Source organism: Mycobacterium sp. 2YAF39, assembly GCF_052114565.1.
Taxonomy (GTDB): domain Bacteria; phylum Actinomycetota; class Actinomycetes; order Mycobacteriales; family Mycobacteriaceae; genus Mycobacterium.
This window is the reverse complement of record NZ_JBFREZ010000002.1, coordinates 582,221-598,719: the sequence shown is the minus strand read 5'-3', so window position 1 is coordinate 598,719 and position 16,499 is coordinate 582,221. Positions and strand designations below refer to the sequence as shown.

The 16,499-nt window shown below is 63.3% G+C and carries 17 protein-coding genes; 15 read left to right on the top strand and 2 right to left on the bottom strand.

Going from position 1 to position 16,499, the window contains the following annotated elements; genetic code table 11:
• Positions 1-106: 106 nt before the first annotated feature.
• A complete protein-coding gene (locus tag AB4Z42_RS08350) occupies positions 107-541 on the top strand; it encodes a pyridoxamine 5'-phosphate oxidase family protein (RefSeq protein WP_442008647.1) in 435 nt (144 codons plus the stop codon).
• Between the two features lie 72 nt (positions 542-613).
• Here AB4Z42_RS08350 and AB4Z42_RS08345 read toward each other — a convergent pair whose 3' ends face one another.
• Complete coding sequence (locus AB4Z42_RS08345) at positions 614-1,309, bottom strand: SRPBCC family protein (protein ID WP_442008646.1); 696 nt, start codon at positions 1,307-1,309, stop codon at positions 614-616.
• 211 nt (positions 1,310-1,520) lie between these two features.
• Between AB4Z42_RS08345 and AB4Z42_RS08340 the strand changes: the two genes are divergently transcribed.
• The 4 genes from AB4Z42_RS08340 to AB4Z42_RS08325 all read left to right on the top strand — a co-directional run bounded on the left by AB4Z42_RS08340 (position 1,521) and on the right by AB4Z42_RS08325 (position 5,529).
• Complete coding sequence (locus AB4Z42_RS08340; RefSeq protein WP_442008645.1) at positions 1,521-1,805, top strand: DUF1876 domain-containing protein; 285 nt, start codon at positions 1,521-1,523, stop codon at positions 1,803-1,805.
• Between the two features lie 164 nt (positions 1,806-1,969).
• On the top strand, positions 1,970-2,812 hold the full coding sequence (locus AB4Z42_RS08335; RefSeq protein WP_442008644.1) for a potassium channel family protein: 843 nt from the start codon (positions 1,970-1,972) through the stop codon (positions 2,810-2,812).
• Positions 2,813-3,034: 222 nt separating this feature from the next.
• Positions 3,035-3,772 carry a hypothetical protein gene (locus tag AB4Z42_RS08330; RefSeq protein ID WP_442008643.1) on the top strand — a complete coding sequence of 246 codons (738 nt, stop codon included), beginning with the start codon at positions 3,035-3,037 and terminating at the stop codon, positions 3,770-3,772.
• Between the two features lie 134 nt (positions 3,773-3,906).
• Positions 3,907-5,529 (top strand): sensor histidine kinase, encoded by a 1,623-nt coding sequence (locus tag AB4Z42_RS08325; RefSeq protein WP_442008889.1) that lies wholly within the window; start codon positions 3,907-3,909, stop codon positions 5,527-5,529.
• Positions 5,530-5,535: 6 nt separating this feature from the next.
• On the opposite strand, the gene AB4Z42_RS08320 is transcribed toward AB4Z42_RS08325, so the two are convergent.
• Entirely contained in the window at positions 5,536-7,248 is a 1,713-nt protein-coding gene (locus tag AB4Z42_RS08320) for a SulP family inorganic anion transporter (protein WP_442008642.1), read from the bottom strand.
• A 1-nt stretch (position 7,249) separates the two neighbouring features.
• Between AB4Z42_RS08320 and AB4Z42_RS08315 the strand changes: the two genes are divergently transcribed.
• From AB4Z42_RS08315 to AB4Z42_RS08270, 10 genes are all read left to right on the top strand, one after another.
• Positions 7,250-7,399, top strand: coding sequence for a hypothetical protein (locus tag AB4Z42_RS08315; protein WP_442008641.1), 150 nt, complete (start codon positions 7,250-7,252; stop codon positions 7,397-7,399).
• A 379-nt stretch (positions 7,400-7,778) separates the two neighbouring features.
• Entirely contained in the window at positions 7,779-8,585 is an 807-nt protein-coding gene (locus AB4Z42_RS08310) for an MlaE family ABC transporter permease (RefSeq protein ID WP_442008888.1), read from the top strand.
• On the top strand, positions 8,585-9,445 hold the full coding sequence (locus AB4Z42_RS08305) for an MlaE family ABC transporter permease (RefSeq protein WP_442008640.1): 861 nt from the start codon (positions 8,585-8,587) through the stop codon (positions 9,443-9,445). Before AB4Z42_RS08310 ends, AB4Z42_RS08305 begins: the two co-directional genes overlap by 1 nt.
• A gap of 3 nt (positions 9,446-9,448) precedes the next feature.
• Positions 9,449-10,498, top strand: a complete 1,050-nt coding sequence (locus tag AB4Z42_RS08300) for an MlaD family protein (RefSeq protein WP_442008639.1) — start codon at positions 9,449-9,451, stop codon at positions 10,496-10,498.
• Positions 10,495-11,505, top strand: a complete 1,011-nt coding sequence (locus tag AB4Z42_RS08295) for an MlaD family protein (RefSeq protein WP_442008638.1) — start codon at positions 10,495-10,497, stop codon at positions 11,503-11,505. The genes AB4Z42_RS08300 and AB4Z42_RS08295 overlap by 4 nt, the downstream gene beginning before the upstream one ends.
• Positions 11,505-12,548 carry an MlaD family protein gene (locus AB4Z42_RS08290; RefSeq protein WP_442008887.1) on the top strand — a complete coding sequence of 348 codons (1,044 nt, stop codon included), beginning with the start codon at positions 11,505-11,507 and terminating at the stop codon, positions 12,546-12,548. The genes AB4Z42_RS08295 and AB4Z42_RS08290 overlap by 1 nt, the downstream gene beginning before the upstream one ends.
• A 1-nt stretch (position 12,549) precedes the next feature.
• Positions 12,550-13,713, top strand: a complete 1,164-nt coding sequence (locus tag AB4Z42_RS08285; RefSeq protein ID WP_442008637.1) for an MlaD family protein — start codon at positions 12,550-12,552, stop codon at positions 13,711-13,713.
• Positions 13,710-14,759, top strand: a complete 1,050-nt coding sequence (locus tag AB4Z42_RS08280) for an MlaD family protein (protein WP_442008636.1) — start codon at positions 13,710-13,712, stop codon at positions 14,757-14,759. The genes AB4Z42_RS08285 and AB4Z42_RS08280 overlap by 4 nt, the downstream gene beginning before the upstream one ends.
• A complete protein-coding gene (locus tag AB4Z42_RS08275) occupies positions 14,756-15,724 on the top strand; it encodes an MlaD family protein (RefSeq protein ID WP_442008635.1) in 969 nt (322 codons plus the stop codon). The genes AB4Z42_RS08280 and AB4Z42_RS08275 overlap by 4 nt, the downstream gene beginning before the upstream one ends.
• Positions 15,725-15,747: 23 nt before the next feature.
• Positions 15,748-16,488, top strand: a complete 741-nt coding sequence (locus AB4Z42_RS08270; protein ID WP_442008634.1) for a hypothetical protein — start codon at positions 15,748-15,750, stop codon at positions 16,486-16,488.
• The last annotated feature ends 11 nt before the right edge of the window (positions 16,489-16,499 follow it).

Genomic DNA, 16,499 nt, shown 5'->3' with positions numbered 1-16,499 from the left:
TTTGGTCCCTGATCACGGGCCGTAAGTCCCGACATGGCCCTTGGGACCTGAATTTTGGGACTTTCGGCAGCATTCGGCGACGGGCGCGCTCGGTAGCGTTGCTGCCATGACCACACCGACTCAGCCGATCTCCATCCTGCCGGAGACAGAATGCTGGAATCTCATGTCTACTGCTGCGCTGGGACGGCTCGTCACAAGCGCCGACGGTCAACCGGAGATTTTTCCGGTCAACTTCGTCGTCCAGCACCGGACGGTGTTGTTTCGCACGGCGGAGGGCACCAAACTGGTGAGCGCGGCGATCAACCACAGTGTGCTGTTCGAGGTCGACGACCACAACGCCGTTGAAGGCTGGAGCGTGATCGTCAAAGGAATCGCACGATCATTGCGTACCGATGCCGAGATCGACGAAGCCGAACGGGCTCAATTGCTCCCGTGGACGGCAACAGTCAAGCAGCATTACGTGCGTATCCGTCCGGTGAGCGTCACCGGGCGGCGGTTCAGCTTCGGATCTGAGCCGGATCGCGAATTCACAATCGCCTGAGTCGCCGCCGCTGGTGCGCATCGACATCGAGCGTTGAACCGGGGCAACGTAATTCGTCTATCTAGACGACACTCACTTACCCATGTGCAGGCTGTGTAGATCGTCGCTCGCTCTGGCAGCCGATGCCTCGGCCTGAGCCTGTTGTTGCACCCGGCGCTTGATGCCGAGCAGTATGCCCCGTGTGACAAACGCCGTCGCCGGTCCCGCGAGTTCAGTGGCCAGCAGCTGCCCTGGACGACGTAACGGTGTGCGAATGCGAATGAGGAGCCGGCAGCGATCATCCCAATGAGGAATGACGTGGAACGACCACACCACGTTCCATTCTCGGTCCCGTTCGCGGCCCGCAGTAGCGCGCAGGACGATGGATTGCTGGTCGGCGACCTCGACCACCTCGAGCACGAATCCTTCGCGTAATCCCATCCAGCCCTTGGGAACAAGCCTGACGGTGTCACCCGGCACGAGGTGTTGCCATTCGGGATGAATGCGGTCTGCATTGACGTACCGCAACCCGGCGAGGTTCTCCAATTTCTCGAAGGTGTACAGCCCGCCGCGATCTTGGCCCATCTGAACCAGCCACTGCCAGACCGCACCGGGTGGGCCATCCACTGACACCGCTTCAGTGCTCCGCAAGACGGGTCCGGCGATGAGGTCATCGCCGTCCAGAAACATCTGGCACTCTTCCTTCGTGGTGCCCCAGTTGCGGTAGTACCGCCGCGCGGCGTACAGGAAGGCGGTTGCCCCGGTTAGCCGCAGTCCGTTCTTGATCATGAACTAACGGTGCGCTGTCCGCCTGCGACGCAGCTAGGGTCGCTAGTCCCTGATCTGATCGACGTTTCGCCGTAGCCCTCTCACTGCCTGGCGGCGAAAGCAACCCCGGCCGCCGAACGGCCCGATGGACGGGGACTTCGGGCCCTACCGCGCCGCCGTCATGCCGTGGTCGTATCACGTTGGGATTGGCGAAGTGAAGGAGACGACTGCGATGACTGGCGAACGATCGGATCTCGTGGCGAAGAACTGGACAGTTGACGTGTCGATCGACGAGCACATGGGACTCACCCGGGCGAAGGCACGACTGCGCTGGCGCGAAAAAGAAGAGGTGGGTATCGGTACGGCGAGGCTTGATCCCGATGACCGGGATATCGCCGAGATCGGTGACGAACTCGCCGTCGGACGTGCGCTGTCGGATCTGGGAAGGCGGCTGATGGCGGTAGCTGCCCAAGACATCGAGTCAGTCACCCATCAACCGGCAACGCTTCTGCCCTGACGATAATTGAAACCGGAGAATCGAAATGACCGCGCCTCAGAAATGTTGAAGAGCCACTGGATTCGGCAAGTCCGCCGGATTCGGCGGCCCATGATGACGCCACCCAGCCGGCCGGGTGGCTGAGGAGCGGCGTGGCAAACTGGGTATTCGCGCTAGTTGGGTTCGTGCTGGTAGCAGTGGTGGTTCGAGACGTCTTTCACACGCTGTTCCATCCGATAGGGCACGGCAGTATCGCACCGCAAGTGATGAAATTCGTCTGGTGGCTGCTGCGGTTGTTCCCTTCCGATCGCCGGATCGCGTCGTTGACCGGCCCGCTGGGGATCGCATTGGTTGTCATGACCTGGGGAGCCATCGCGATTCTCGGGTGGGCGATGCTGTACTTCGCGCAGATGCCGGACGGCTTCGCCTACAGCTCGGAGTTGAATCCTGGTGACCGCAACGACGTGTTCGACTCGCTTTATCTATCGCTGGTCACGATCGGCACGCTCGGGTTCGGCGACATCGTGCCCACGTCGCCGCTTCTTCGCCTGATCGTGCCGCTCGAGGCGCTGTTCGGATTCATGCTTCTCACAGCAGCCGTATCCTGGGTTCTCCAGATCTACCCTGCTCTCCATCGTAGACGCGTTCTGGCGCTTCAACTCTCGACTCTGAGGGAGGCACGTCGAGTCAACCCCGAGCTGGCGATCGACAGTGTTCCCACCGACGTCCTCGCTGGACTCGCCAGCGCAGTCGTCGAGGCCCGAAACGACTTCACGCAGTACGGTGCGACCTATTACTTTCGCGACCTAGAAGCCGACGCATCATTGGCATACTCGCTCCAATACGCGACCCAGATCGCTAACGAGGCTGCCACCAGCGAACAGCCGCAGACACAGCTCGCCGGAGCCATGCTCTCAGCCGCGGTCGACAGCCTAGCCGGGCTGCTCGACGAGGAATTCTTGCAGCTCGGTGGGGATACCGACGCCGTTATCAGGGCTTACGCCGAGGATCACCGACACACTGGCTGAGCCCGCAGCGTCCGTCGTCGCTTCGGCCATCACCCTGTCGAGCGCATCATGGCCGCCGGCGTGGGGCCGCGTAATACGGGGCGGCCGGCGATGATTCGTGAATGCGGCAGATGTTTCGGTGGCAGCCTGCAATCCGAGTGATGACGACCTGAGCGCTTTTGGCATCGATGCTTAGGACCTTCGGCCCTTAGCGATGCGACTGTGCGTTTTTACCCTTGGCGTATGGGCAAACAGCAACCATGGCTAGTGGCTTTGATGGCCGCGGTCGGTGTCGTCGCGATGTACCGAGGTGAACTGCGGCCACGGATGTACACCTGGGGTGCCGACGATGGTGAAGTCGCCGCCACACTGCCGGGTGACGAGTTCGTGGCAGCGGGAACCATACGGACGACGCGTGCAATCACCATTGACGCGCCCGTCCAGTTCGTGTGGCCATGGCTTGTGCAGATCGGCGAGGACCGCGGCGGCTTCTACAGTTACTCGCTGCTCGAACGGGCGGTCGGCGCGCACATCTCCAACGCGAACACCATCCACCCGGAGTGGCAGGATTTGCGGGTCGGTGACACCGTCTGGCTCGCTCGGCGGTATGGCGATGCCGCCAGGCAGGTGGTTGCGGCCGTCGAGCCGGAGTCACACCTGGTGCTGATGTCACCGGCCGACTTCGAACGCGTACAGCGCGGCGACAAGGCGTCGGGTGCCTGGGCGTTCTGTCTTCGGCGACAGAATGCATGGACCCGTCTGCTTGTTCGGGGCTCCGGCGGAGCTGTCGGGAATCCCGCCTTCGATGTCGCGCATTTCGTCATGGAGCAGAAGATGTTGCGCGGCATCCAGGACCGGGCGCAGCGCCAACGCCGAGACGATGTCGAGGACTATATGGCGCACAACCGATGTGACCGAGGCAGTATCGCCGGCAGGCGACGGTCGACGCGACCTGCGAAAACCATCAGCGTCGTCAATTAACACCGCCCATTCTCGCTATTTGGCAGGCTCGGTGGGACGATGAGGCGGTGACCGACAGGTCGTGGTCGGAAGCTGGCCCGAGCGCACCGCAATTGCGCGACACCCTCTCAGGGCTGCGTCTGCGTGAACTGCTCATGGAGGTACAAGACCGCGTCGAGCAGATCGTCGAGGGCCGCGACCGCCTCGACGGTCTGGTCGAGGCCATGCTGGTGGTCACCGCTGGTCTCGAACTCGATCAGACTCTGAAGACGATCGTGCACACCGCCATCGAACTGGTCGACGCCCAGTATGGAGCCGTCGGCGTGCGCGGCCACGATCACGAACTGGTCGAGTTCATCTACGAGGGCATCGACGAAAAGATGCGCGAACAGATCGGCCACCTTCCGGAGGGGCTCGGCGTCCTGGGGGTTCTGATCGACGACCCGAAGCCGATCCGCTTGGACAACATCTCTCACCACGCCGCGTCAGTCGGCTTTCCTCCGAACCATCCGCCGATGCGGACATTTCTGGGAGTTCCCGTACGGATCCGCGACGAGGTATTCGGCAATCTGTACCTGACGGAGAAGACCGGCGGGCAGCCCTTCAGCGAGGACGACGAGGTACTGGTGCAGGCCCTGGCGGCCGCCGCAGGCATCGCGATCGACAACGCCAGGCTGTACGAACAATCCAAGGCCCGGCAGTCGTGGATCGAGGCGACCCGCGACATCGGCACCGAACTGTTGGCGGGGACCGACCCCGCCACAGTCTTTCGGCTGATCGCCGAGAAGTCTCGGCATCTCAGCGGCGCCGAGCTGACGCTGGTGGCCGTGCCGGCCGACGCCGATCTACCCGTCGGCGAGACGACCGAACTCGTCGTCGTAGCCACCGCCGGTGACGGTCCTGCTGCGTCGCTGCGGTGCATTCCCATCGAGGGAACACCGATCGGAGAGGCCTTCGTCCAACGCGCTCCCGGTCGGTTCGCCCACATCGAGCTTGAGGCGACCGCAACCGGTCCGGCGCTGGTCCTGCCGCTGCTCGCCAGCGACGAAGTCGCCGGGGTTCTGGTCGCGCTGCGACCGGTTGGGGCATCGCCGTTCTCTTCCGAGCAGTTCGACATGATGACCGCTTTCGCTGAGCAGGCCGCGCTAGCGTGGCAGCTGGCCAGCACGCAGCGACAGATGCGCGAGCTCAGCATCCTCACCGACCGCGACCGCATCGCGCGTGACCTACATGATCACGTCATCCAGCGCCTGTTTGCAGTCGGCCTTGCCCTTCAGGGAACGATTCCGAGGGCACGGTCACAAGAAGTGCAGCAACGACTTACGGATTGTGTCGACGATCTTCAGCAGGTGATTCAGGAAATCAGGACAGCGATCTTCGACCTGCACGGGTCGTCGTCCGGTGTGACACGGCTGCGTCAGCGTCTCGACGAGGCCGTCGCACAATTCGCCAACACGCAACTGCGCACCACTGTGCAATACATGGGACCGCTTTCGGTCGTCGATGCGACGCTCGCCGACCACGCCGAAGCTGTTGTCCGAGAAGCGGTGAGCAACGCAGTACGTCACTCGGGTGCCACCTCTCTTGCGATTAACGTCGCGGTCGAAGACGACTTGACCATCGAGGTCGTCGACAACGGGCGCGGAATCGAGGGCGAAATCACCGGCAGCGGGTTGACGAATCTGCGCAAGCGCGCCGATGACGCGGGCGGGTCGTTTACCATCGAATCCCTGTCCACCGGTGGCGCCAAGTTGACATGGAGCGCGCCCCTGCCGTGAAACGGGCTACCCCTCGGGTGTCTCTGGTTCGGCCAGCCTTCGGGAACGATCTCGCGCCTTGAATTCCTCGACGGCGGTCGGCAGCGTCATGAAGATGCGGTCTTCGCCGATCTCGCCCAGCATTCCGGCGGCCTCCAGCGACTCACGGAGGTGCTGCTTGACTCTGGCCATCGCGAAAACGATTCCGCGGCGAGCCAACTCGACGCGAAGCTGTTCAAGAGCGTCGAGCGCAGTCAAATCGACCTCCACGTTGGACTCGGCGTTGAGCACAAACCATTCGACGGGTTCTGGGTTGTCGTCCACCGCGGCCAGCGCGCGTGTCCGAAAGTCTTCGGCGTTGGCAAAGCACAGCGGTGCGTCATAGCGGTACATGACCAGGCCGGGCACCCGGGTGGCCCCCGGATAGTCATCGATGTCGTGCATGCCGGCGATTCCCGGGACGAATCCGAGGACGCTGTCGTGGGCGTGCGCCAAGCGGCGTAGCAATTCCAGAATCGAAAGGCCCACAGCGACGACGACGCCGTTGAGCACGCCGAACCCCAACACGGCGGCCGTGGTGGCCAACGCCAGAATCAGTTCGCTGCGGCGAAACCGCGCCAGGCGACGGAACTCTGCGATGTCGATCAAGTGCAGCGCGGCGAAGATCACCAACGCCCCCAGGGCCGCGGTGGGAAACATCGCCAGCAGGCCGCCCGCGAAGAGCAGCACCGCGACGACACATCCCAGCGCGACCAGTGAATAGAGTTGGGTGCGGCTGCCGACGATGTGCCCGATGGCCGTGCGGCTGCCACTCGAGCTGACCGGAAAACCTTGCGTCACACCGGCGGTGATATTGCACATCCCGACCGCGCGCAGTTCGGCGTTCGCGTCGATCTCCTCGTTTCTGCGGGTGGCGAACACCCGCGCGGTCAAGACGTTGTCGGAGAATGCGACGATCGCGATGCCGACGGCCGGGACGATTAGTGTGGCCAAGTCACTCAACGAGACTGGTGGTAGCCCCGGCATTGGTAGGCCGGAAGGGACTTTCCCCACGACGACAATCCCAAACGCATCCAGGGACATCCCGCCAGCCAACGCCGTCGCCACAAGGACAGCGATCACGGGCCCGGGTGCGCGCGGCACCCACCGTGCCAAACATAGGAGAAGCAGCAGTACCGATACGGCCATCACGACGGTCGGCCAATGCGCCTGCCTGATGCCAGCCGCGAAAGAGCCTATCTGGTCGATGAATTCGTCTCCCCGGACCGCGACTCCGGTTGTTTTGCCCAGCTGACTGACGATCATCACGACGGCGATACCCGCCATGTATCCGATCAGTACCGGTCGTGACAGCAGGTTGGCGAGAAAGCCCAGCCGTGCGATGCCGCCCAGCAGGCAGATCGCTCCGACGAGTAACGCGAGGATCGCCGCGAGAGCGGCGTATCGCGCGGGATCGCCGATGACGATCGGCCCGAGCACGACGGCAGTCATCAGCGCGGTCGTGGATTCGGGTCCCACCGACAGTTGCCGCGACGAACCGAGTAGCGCGTACACGGCAAGAGGCGCGAGTGCCGCCCACAGCCCGGCCACCGGTGGGAGTCCGGCGACGGTCGCGTACGCCATCACCTGCGGCACCAAGTACGCCGCCACGGTCAGCCCGGCCAGGACGTCCCCGCGCAACCATGCGCGCTGGTATCCCCGGAACTGCGCCATTCCAGGCGCCCATTTGGCGAATGTCATCGTGGCAAGATTCTCCAACGCGCAGGTGCAATTTCAGCCAGAACGCCTGCAGAACGGCGGCGTCACGCCGATCGACCGGAAGGCCAACCCTTCGAACGCGACGGGCGCCAAGCCCGAGATCGCCCCGCATGAAGGCCGCCCGACCAGCTAAAACCTAGTCCGAACGCCTGCTATCTGCATTTCCTTGAAATTGCTGCGTGCGTCAGATTCAATGGCTGTCCGGGACGGACATTTAATAGCTCTGGTAGAACGCCCGTACTCCGGTACCGCTGGTGAAACGCACGACGACCCCAGGTTTGCGTCTTGCTGGGGGAACAGTCGTCGCCGAGTATTGGAGGAACCAGCGTTTGACCGTCAGGGTGGATAACGCAGCAGCGGATGACGCAGCGACCGAGACGGAAGTCAACGGACTTCTCGATGCGGGCACCACCACCGACGGCGAAGACGTCTCCTATCACGCGACGCCCAGCACGCAGGAGAATCAGCAAGCTGTCGCGGAGGTGTCGAAGGGCCACCAGGTCGCCACGACGCTGAGCAGACCACTCCGGTTCGTCCTGGGCAAGTCCGATCGCTCGTTGCAGACGCTGGGCCGCTTCTTCGATTTGGGCGCCCAGGCGTTCGGTTACCTGATCGTGGATGTGATCCGGTTGCGCCACCCCTGGCGGGACACCATCAACCAGGCCTGGTTCATCATCAGCGTGACGGCGATACCCGCGTTGCTGGTGTCGATTCCGTTCGGGGTCATCGTTGCGGTGCAGGTCGGCAGTTTCATCCAGCAGGTCGGCGCTTCGTCGATCTCGGGCGCGGCAGGTGGGCTGGGTGTGATCCGCCAGGGCGCGCCGATGGTGGCCGCCCTGCTGTTGGGTGGTGCGGCCGGGTCGGCGGTTGCCACTGATCTCGGCGCCCGCACCATCCGCGACGAGGTCGACGCGTTGCGCGTGATGGGCGTCGACCCGGTGCAGCGGCTGGTCGCCCCCCGGGTGGCGGCGATGGTTCTCGTGGCGCCGGTGCTGTGCGCCTTCATCATCTTCATGGGGCTGGCCGCCGGCTACGCGATCAATGTCGGCTTTCAGTCCGGCACCCCGGGGAGTTACATCGCATCGTTCGCATCCTTCGCCAGCGTCGGCGACGTCGTGGTCGCCATGCTCAAGACCTGGCTTTTCGGCATGGTCGTGATCCTCGTGGCCTGTCAACGTGGGCTGGAGGCCAAGGGTGGTGCGCGTGGCGTCGCCGATGCGGTGAATGCCTCTGTGGTCATCGGCGTGGTCGCAGTCTTCATCCTCAACCTGATCATCACGCAGGGCGTGTCGATGTCCATGCCGCTGAGGATGGGCTGATGGCGACCCCGTCACGGCACCTGCCCCGGGCCCTGCGGGCCCCGTTGTGGGTCGTCTCTCAGGGTGACTCGGTCCTGCAGCGCCTCGGTCATCAGCTCTCCTTCCTGATTCAGGTGATCGGCGCGATACCGCAGACTCTGCGGAACTACCGTCACCAGACCGGTGTGCTGCTGGTCGACGTGATGTGGGGGAACGGGTCATTCATCGTCGGTGGCGGCACCATAGGCGTGCTGGTGCTCATGGGCGCGGCGGTCGGCGGTGCGGTGGGCATCGAAGGGTATGGGGCCCTCGACATGGTCGGCATGGGCCCGTTGACCGGATTCGTCTCCGCGTATGCGAATACCCGCGAGATGGCACCGATGATCGCGGGCATCGGTTTCGGTGCGCAGGCCGGGTGCCGAATGACCGCCGAGATCGGCGCGATGCGGATCAACGAGGAAATCGACGCGCTGGAAGCCCTTGGTATTCGGTCGATCCCGTTCGTCGTGACCACCCGCGTGATCGCCGGCATGCTGACCATCGTTCCGCTGTACATCGTGACGCTGGTGTTGAGCTACGTGTCGTGCGCACTGGTCGTCAACGTGCTGCACGGACAGTCGTCGGGCACCTACAACCACTACTTCAGCTCGTTCATCCAGCCATCCGACGTGGTGTTCTCGGTGCTCAAGGCGGCCATCTTCGTGACGCTGATCATCGTCATCCACGCGTATCACGGCTACTACGCCACCGGCGGTCCCGAAGGTGTTGGCCGGGCGTCGGGTCGAGCCATCCGGGCCAGCATCGTCACCGTGGTCGCCGTCGACATGGTCCTGACGTTGCTGTTTTGGGGTAACAGCGCCGGCATCCGGATATCGGGATAGCGCATGCAGCTGTCTTCCGACCAAGGCGCGCGTGCGCTCAATTCGCGCTCGCTACGGATCCGAGGCCTGATCGCTGCGGTGATCCTGAGTGTCGCGGGCACTCTGCTCTATCAGATGGGCACGGGCGGCTTCGCCAACACGTTCAAGCTGACCGTGCTGGCCGACACGCTTGGTGAGGGTCTGACGCCTGGCGCGGAGGTGAAGTTCCGCGGCCTGACCATCGGATCGGTGGAAAGCCTGCAATCGGTCGGATACAACAAGCAGAAGATCACGCTGGAACTCGAACCGCGCCAAGCGGCCGCCTTAACGGCCGACACGACAGCGAATTTCATGTCGTCCAATACTTTCGGCCTCGCAGCCGTCGAATTGGTGAGCAACGGCACCGGACCCCGGCTGCGGCCGAATCAGACATTGATGGTCGACACCAACGTGCGGTCGGCCTCCATCACGGGACTGCTGCGCGAGGGCCAGAAGTTCGGGCGGATCATCGACTCGCCCGACGTCGACCACATCATCGACGTGGTGCGCCGGCATTCCGACCTCACCGAGCCGGTGACGCGGTCCTATTTCGATCTGGTCAAGATGCTCGCCGACTCCCAGAAAGTCCCCTTCTCACAGTCGCTTTCGGTATTCGCGTCGGTGATCAACGGTGTCAGCGACTCCGTCCCACTCATCGGGCTCGTGTATGACCTGCTCAACGGGATGGAGTTCCTGGCACACCCCGATGGGGTCGAGCGGATGAACACGATCATGAAGCAGACCACCGACCTGCTCTTCACCGGCAATGCGATCCTCGCGAAGAACATGTCGTGGCTGGTCCCGATGACCCATGCGATGGTGAGCCTGGGGATGCCGCTGTCGTACTTCCAGGGCAGCCTCGCGCCCGCCTATGACCGGCTGTCCGGCCTGCTGGACCGCACCAGCGCGGCGCTGCCGATCATCGACGGCAAGGTCCGCATGCAAATCGAAGTCACGCTGGACACCATGCCGGGGTTGGCGGCGGCGCTACCCGTGTCCACCTCCGACGCGGTGCCCCAAGGCGGTGGCCGATGAGAAGTGTTGCCAAGTCGGTGACGTGGTTGACGATCTTCTTCACGATCGCGGTGGTTTGCACTCTCGTCGTGCTGACGGCCTTGCGCAGTCCGGTCACCGGGGCGCTCGCCCGCTACACCGCAGAGTTCTCTGATGTGTCAGGGCTATACGTCGGTGACGACGTGCGCATTTCCGGCGTACAGGTCGGCAAGGTGGAGACCATCCGACTCGACGGACGGATCGCCAAGGTGGACTTCACCGCGCAGGCTGATCATCCGCTGTTCACCAACACCGTTGCCGCCGTGCGCTATCAAACCCTGATCGGTCAACGGTATGTAGAACTCGTACAGCCGTCCGAGCCCGATACCCAACTGACGACCAGTGGAACGATTCCGCTGGGGCAGACGATTCCGTCGTTCGATGTAGCCAAGCTGTTCAACGGTTTTCAGCCGATTTTCCAAACCCTGGATCCCGCTCAGTTCAACCTCTTGGGTGAGAATCTGCTGCAGTTGATCCAAGGTGATGAATCCGGCATCGGTCCGTTCCTGCACAACCTCGACGTCATCTCCAAGCTGGCTGTGGACCGCCAAGCGGTCATCACCGTCATGATCCGTAACCTCAGCTCGATCTCCCAAGACCTTGGCGGCAAGTCGCAACAACTGTTCAACCTCATCGGCCAGCTCAACGACGTGCTGACGCGGTTCGCCTCCGTGGGTGACAAGTTCCGCACCACGCTGGACACCCAGCTGCCGGGACTACGAAGCACCGTCCATCTCCTGCAATACACCGAGCGGACTTTCGACGGGACGACGGTTCCGCTCTACGACCTCGTCAGCCGCATGTGGCCGCAGACCCCGACAATTATCGCGGGCCTGTCGCTGGCGCCATCGTTGATCCAGGGAATGCGGGACTGGCTGGTCGACGCACAACCAGCCGACCCGACGTTCTTCTGCTCGAACGGTGAAGTCACCTTGCCGGGGATCGGCGAGGTGTCGTTCGCACAACAGAATTTGGTGGTGTGCCGGTGATGGCGTTCGGCGGCCGACTCTCAGCCTTGCGCGCGCGGCTGGGCAGCAGGCGCGGTGTGCTCGATGAACGAGCCGCTGCTGCCCGCAGTCGCCGGCACGGCATCATCGGTGTCCTCGTCATCGTTGTGTCGTTGGCCGCCACCGCAGGGGCCTATCTGAATCCGACGGGTCACACCGGCTACACCGCGCACATGGCGAACTCGGCCGGGGTACGTGTCGACGATCAGGTGCGCATCGCAGGCATTCCGGTCGGCAAGGTCACCAGTGTTCGCCTCGACGGGGCGGTCGTCGAGATGAAATTCGACGTCGAGAAGTCGGTGCCGGTGGGTTCGGATTCGACCCTGGACGTCAAACTGCTGACCCCGCTGGGCGGCCACTACATCGCCCTCGATCCGAAGGGGGCGTCCCCGCTGGGGCGCAATGTCATTCCGTCAAGCCGCGTTACGCTGCCGTTCGAGATCAACGACATCATTCAGGCAGCAACACCGGTGATCAAAGAGGTCGACGGCGACGTCATCCACGACACGTTCTCCGAGGTCGCCAACGCGGCCAACAAGTATCCCGACGCGGTGCGCGACCTCATCCAGTCGGCCAACGCATTGACGGCATCGCTGAGCACGTCCACCAGCGACTTCCACCGCAGTCTCGACTTCGTCAATGACGGGCTGAGGGCCATGACCGTCAACCGTGCACAGCTCATCACCCTCGTCGAGCAGTTCGACATCCTCGGCCGGATGTATACATCGAGGGCCGTGGATATTGTCGAGTTCTTCGGTCTGCTCAAGGAATTGGCCCGCATCCTCGACCGCATCGCGGTGTTCTACGGGCGAGAGGTCGCACCGATCGCCGAGGGTCTTGAAGACATCACTGACACGCTTGCCGCCCATCCGGAGCGGTGGGGCATGGCCCTGGACGGCCTGGGGCAGGCGCTCAACATCGTGGTGCCGATGCTCAGTGGCAACGGGGTCGTCTTCGACGAGGGCGACCGGCGGCTGGCTCCCGGGCAGGATCTGTGCCTGCCCAACATCATGAGGCACTGTTGACATGGCCGGGCTATCCACTTTCGGCGCGCGGTTGCGTTCCCCGCTGGGTATCGCCACGGCGACGGTCGCCGTGGTCGCCGTCGTAGCAGCGGCGGTCGTGGGCGCAAGAATCGTAACGCCCAAGATCAGCAACACTCGGGCGATGTGCGCCGAATTCACCGATGCGGTAGGCCTTTACCCCGGTAACAAGGTGGCGCTGTTGGGCATCGAAATCGGTTCGACGACTGCGATTGTCAACAAGCCCGACCACGTCGAGGTCGAGTTCACCGTGCCCGCCGATCTCGACCTGCCTGCCGATGTCGGTGCGGTCACGTACTCGCAATCGATTGTCACCGATCGTCATATCGAGCTGACCAAGGCCTACACCGCCGGGCCCACATTCACCGGGCCGGGGTGCATCAAGCTGGAGTCCACCAAGACCCCGATCAGCGTCAGCGAAACCTTCTCGGCGATAGGCAACCTCGCGGACGCCATCATCGGATCCAAACCTGGCCAGGACCCGTCCAACGCACCGGGCGTGCGGGCCATCAACGACAGTCTGAGTGCGGCCAGCCGTTCACTGGGGGGCACCGGCCCCGGGCTCAACCAGACGATGCGCAATCTGGCCACCATGCTCGCCGATCCGTACAAGGCCGACGCCGACTACCGGCAGCTGTTCGAGAACAGCGAGATCCTCACGTCGGACTTCCTCTACAACTGGGACAGCTTCGCGTCGGTCATCCGAACGCTTCCGACCACCACCCAATTGATCGAGGGGTTGTCGGACAATTTCGGAGCGGCCCTGCGCTACCTGTCGCACCTGCTGCCGATCCTGGTCGAGGCCATGAACCGGTTCGGGCCGCGGATGTATGGCACTGCCCACCTGCAGGTCGAGTGGATACGAGACCTGCTGAACAACAACAGCCCCGCCATTCTCGCCATGATCAAATCGTGGCCGCAGTTCACCAACTGGATGGCCGATGTCTACCAACCGGCGTGGGGCACCCACAACGTCACCTATATCCCACCGCAGGTCGACATAGCCCCGACTCAGGCCGGTGCGATCTGCCAGGCGCTGACGCAGCGCAACATCCCCGGTGCTGCGTCGGCGTGCACGTCGGGCAACGCGTCGGATCCCATCACCCTTGGCCTCACCGATCTCGTCCTGGGGGCTGCATTCGGATGACCCGACGATGGATGCGTGCCCTCCGCGTGCTGCTGGCTGTAGTGGTGATCAGCGCCGCTTCGGCTTGCTCGCTGGATCCGACACGGCTGCCGGTACCGGGTGCCTTCACCCCGCACGATGCGTACAACATCAAGATCGAGTTCTCCAGCGTGCTCAACCTGCCTGCCCGAGCCAAGGTGGATTCCGGTGGGGTGCAGGTCGGCGTGCTCGACCGTGTCCAGCTCGAAGGAGATACGGCGGTCGCATTCGTCGAAATTGCAGGCAGTACCACGCTTTCCGACAACACCCGTGCCGAACTACGCCAGGCCACACCGCTCGGCGACATCTATATCGCGCTGCTGTCACCGGAGGATCGATCAGCGGGGACCTTGCGGGATGGCGATACCATCCCATTACGCAACACCGCGCCGGCCGACAACGTCGAAGACCTCTTGCGGTCCATGTCGAACCTGGTGGGCGGCGGCGCAATCGGCACGCTGCAAACCACGGTGGTCGATGTCAACAAGGCGTTCCCGGATGACCCCGCCGAACTCACCCGGATGCAGCACACCGTCGCAGGCGTGCTCAATGACCTTGGGACCAACCAAGACACCATCAACGGCATGCTCTCGAGTATGGAGAACATCAGCACCGCGGTGGCGGCGAATACCACGGTGTTCAACCGGCTGGTCACCGAAGGTCCGTCGAAGCTCCAAGGACTGTCGGAGATCACACTGGCAATCCTCAACGTCGTCAACGGCTCTCAAGACATCGGCACTCTCAACGCAGAACTGCTCACCCCCGTCGCCGGCGACCTGATGCAGATGCTCTCCTACCTCACGCCGATGGTCGGAACGATGGCCACCGTGGACACCACGATTCCGGTGCTTGCCGACAAGTTCGTCGCGTTCCTGCGTTACAAACTCCTCGGGTTCTTCCGGCAGGGCGGACCGAAATTCACAGTCACCGAACTTCATCCACCGACCGGAAACGAGGGTGTGGACCCCGCGGACAAGACCGACGCAGCGGTCGAGGCGATGCAAACGATGGGGCTGCTGCCGCCATGAAATTCAGCGCCCGCACCACCTTGGTCATCCTCGCAGTGATGACGCTGCTCGGTGCTGCCTATATGTCCTTCGGTGTGCTCGACATGAGTCCGACCAACCAGGTCACCCGACTCACCCTCCTGCTCAATGCTTCCGGCGGGCTCATGCCTACGTCGGAGGTGACGATGCGCGGCATCAAGGTCGGTCGTGTGTCAGGCATCCAGACCACCACCACCGGGCTGGCGGTCTCGATCGAACTCGACCGCGCACACCCGGTCCCCGCCGACAGCCCGATCAGCGTGGTGAATCTGTCCGCAGCGGGCGAACAGTACATCGACTTCAAACCGGAGCTCATTGCGCCGCCGTACTTCACCGACGGCGCAGTGATTCCCGCGGACCGGGTCGCGCCGATGGTCACCGCCAGCGACTTGCTTGCCAAGATCAACGTCTTGTTCACCGCGCTGAACCTCGACCAGATCCACGGCATCATCAACGATGCGTCCGCCGCGTTCGCCGACAACGACGAAACCATCGACTCCCTGGCGACCACAGCCGGGCTGACCGCCGAGGTGATCAAGGATGACAAGGCACTGCTGGCCGCGCTCGTGAACAATGTCTCTACTCTCACCACCAACATGGGCGACCTCAACGTCGGCCAGGTGATCAGCGAGACCGGCCATCAGCTACCCCGTTCGATCCCGGCCTTTCTGCAGCTGATCCACGAAATCGAGAACATCTCACACGCCGGCGTGGGCGTGATCGGCCCCGATGATGCGGTCTCGGTTCTTGTCGCGAAACTCGGCGAGTACCTCGACATGCTGGCGGGCCCACTGGGCTCCTTCGCCACCGTCCTGGAACCTGCGCTCGCACCGCTGCACGACGTGAAAATAGACGCCGGGCACTGGCTCGACTTCTGGGAATCGACCTTCAACGACACCGGCGGCGTGCGGGTTCAACTCAACGTTCCCGAGTGGCATCATCCGTGAAGCAACGGCAGAAAGAAACTGGCATGAGCGACTCGAACGTCGACGGAGCAGAAGAAGTAGACGGTGCCGAACGCGCGGACGCCGGAGACGACGGTGATGTGTCGGCCTCGGACGAGGCCGACGACGCACTCGATACTCACCACGACGACCCGCCGAGCCCGTCCGACAAGTCGCGACTCGGGTCCAGGGGACCCTGGCCCTGGGTTGCGGCAGTTCTGGTGGCGGTGGTTCTCGGTGGCGGCGTGTTCGGGTTCATCAAATATCACCAGGCGATCGGCGAACTCGACCAGCTGCGCCAGAGCCAGGCCGATCGCGATTCCGTGGCTCAGCTCGCCAAGGACTACGCACTGAAATCCCTGAATTACACCTTCGAGGATCCCGACGCCTTCTTCCGCGCCGTCGAAGACGGTGTGTCGCAACAGCTCAAAGACAAATACGTCAACGCCGCCGAGCTGCTGAAGGCCGTCATGCTGGAAGCGCAGGTCACCTCCACCGGTGAGGTGTTGGCCACCGATCCCATCGCTGCGCCCGACGGTTCCTATCAGGTGGTGGTGGCTGCCCACCAGACCACTCGTAATCTGCAGAACCCGGACCCCAAGGTGTCGATCATCCTGTTGCAGGTCACCGTGCAGAAGGCGGGCGATGCCTGGCAGGTGACCGATATCGGCCCAAAGACTGGCGCCAATCCGCCTGTAGAGCAACAGATCCCGGCGCTACCACCTCCTGCGGGCCCTCCTCCCGCCAAGCCAACCCCGCAGCGGTAGGCGCTGGACGG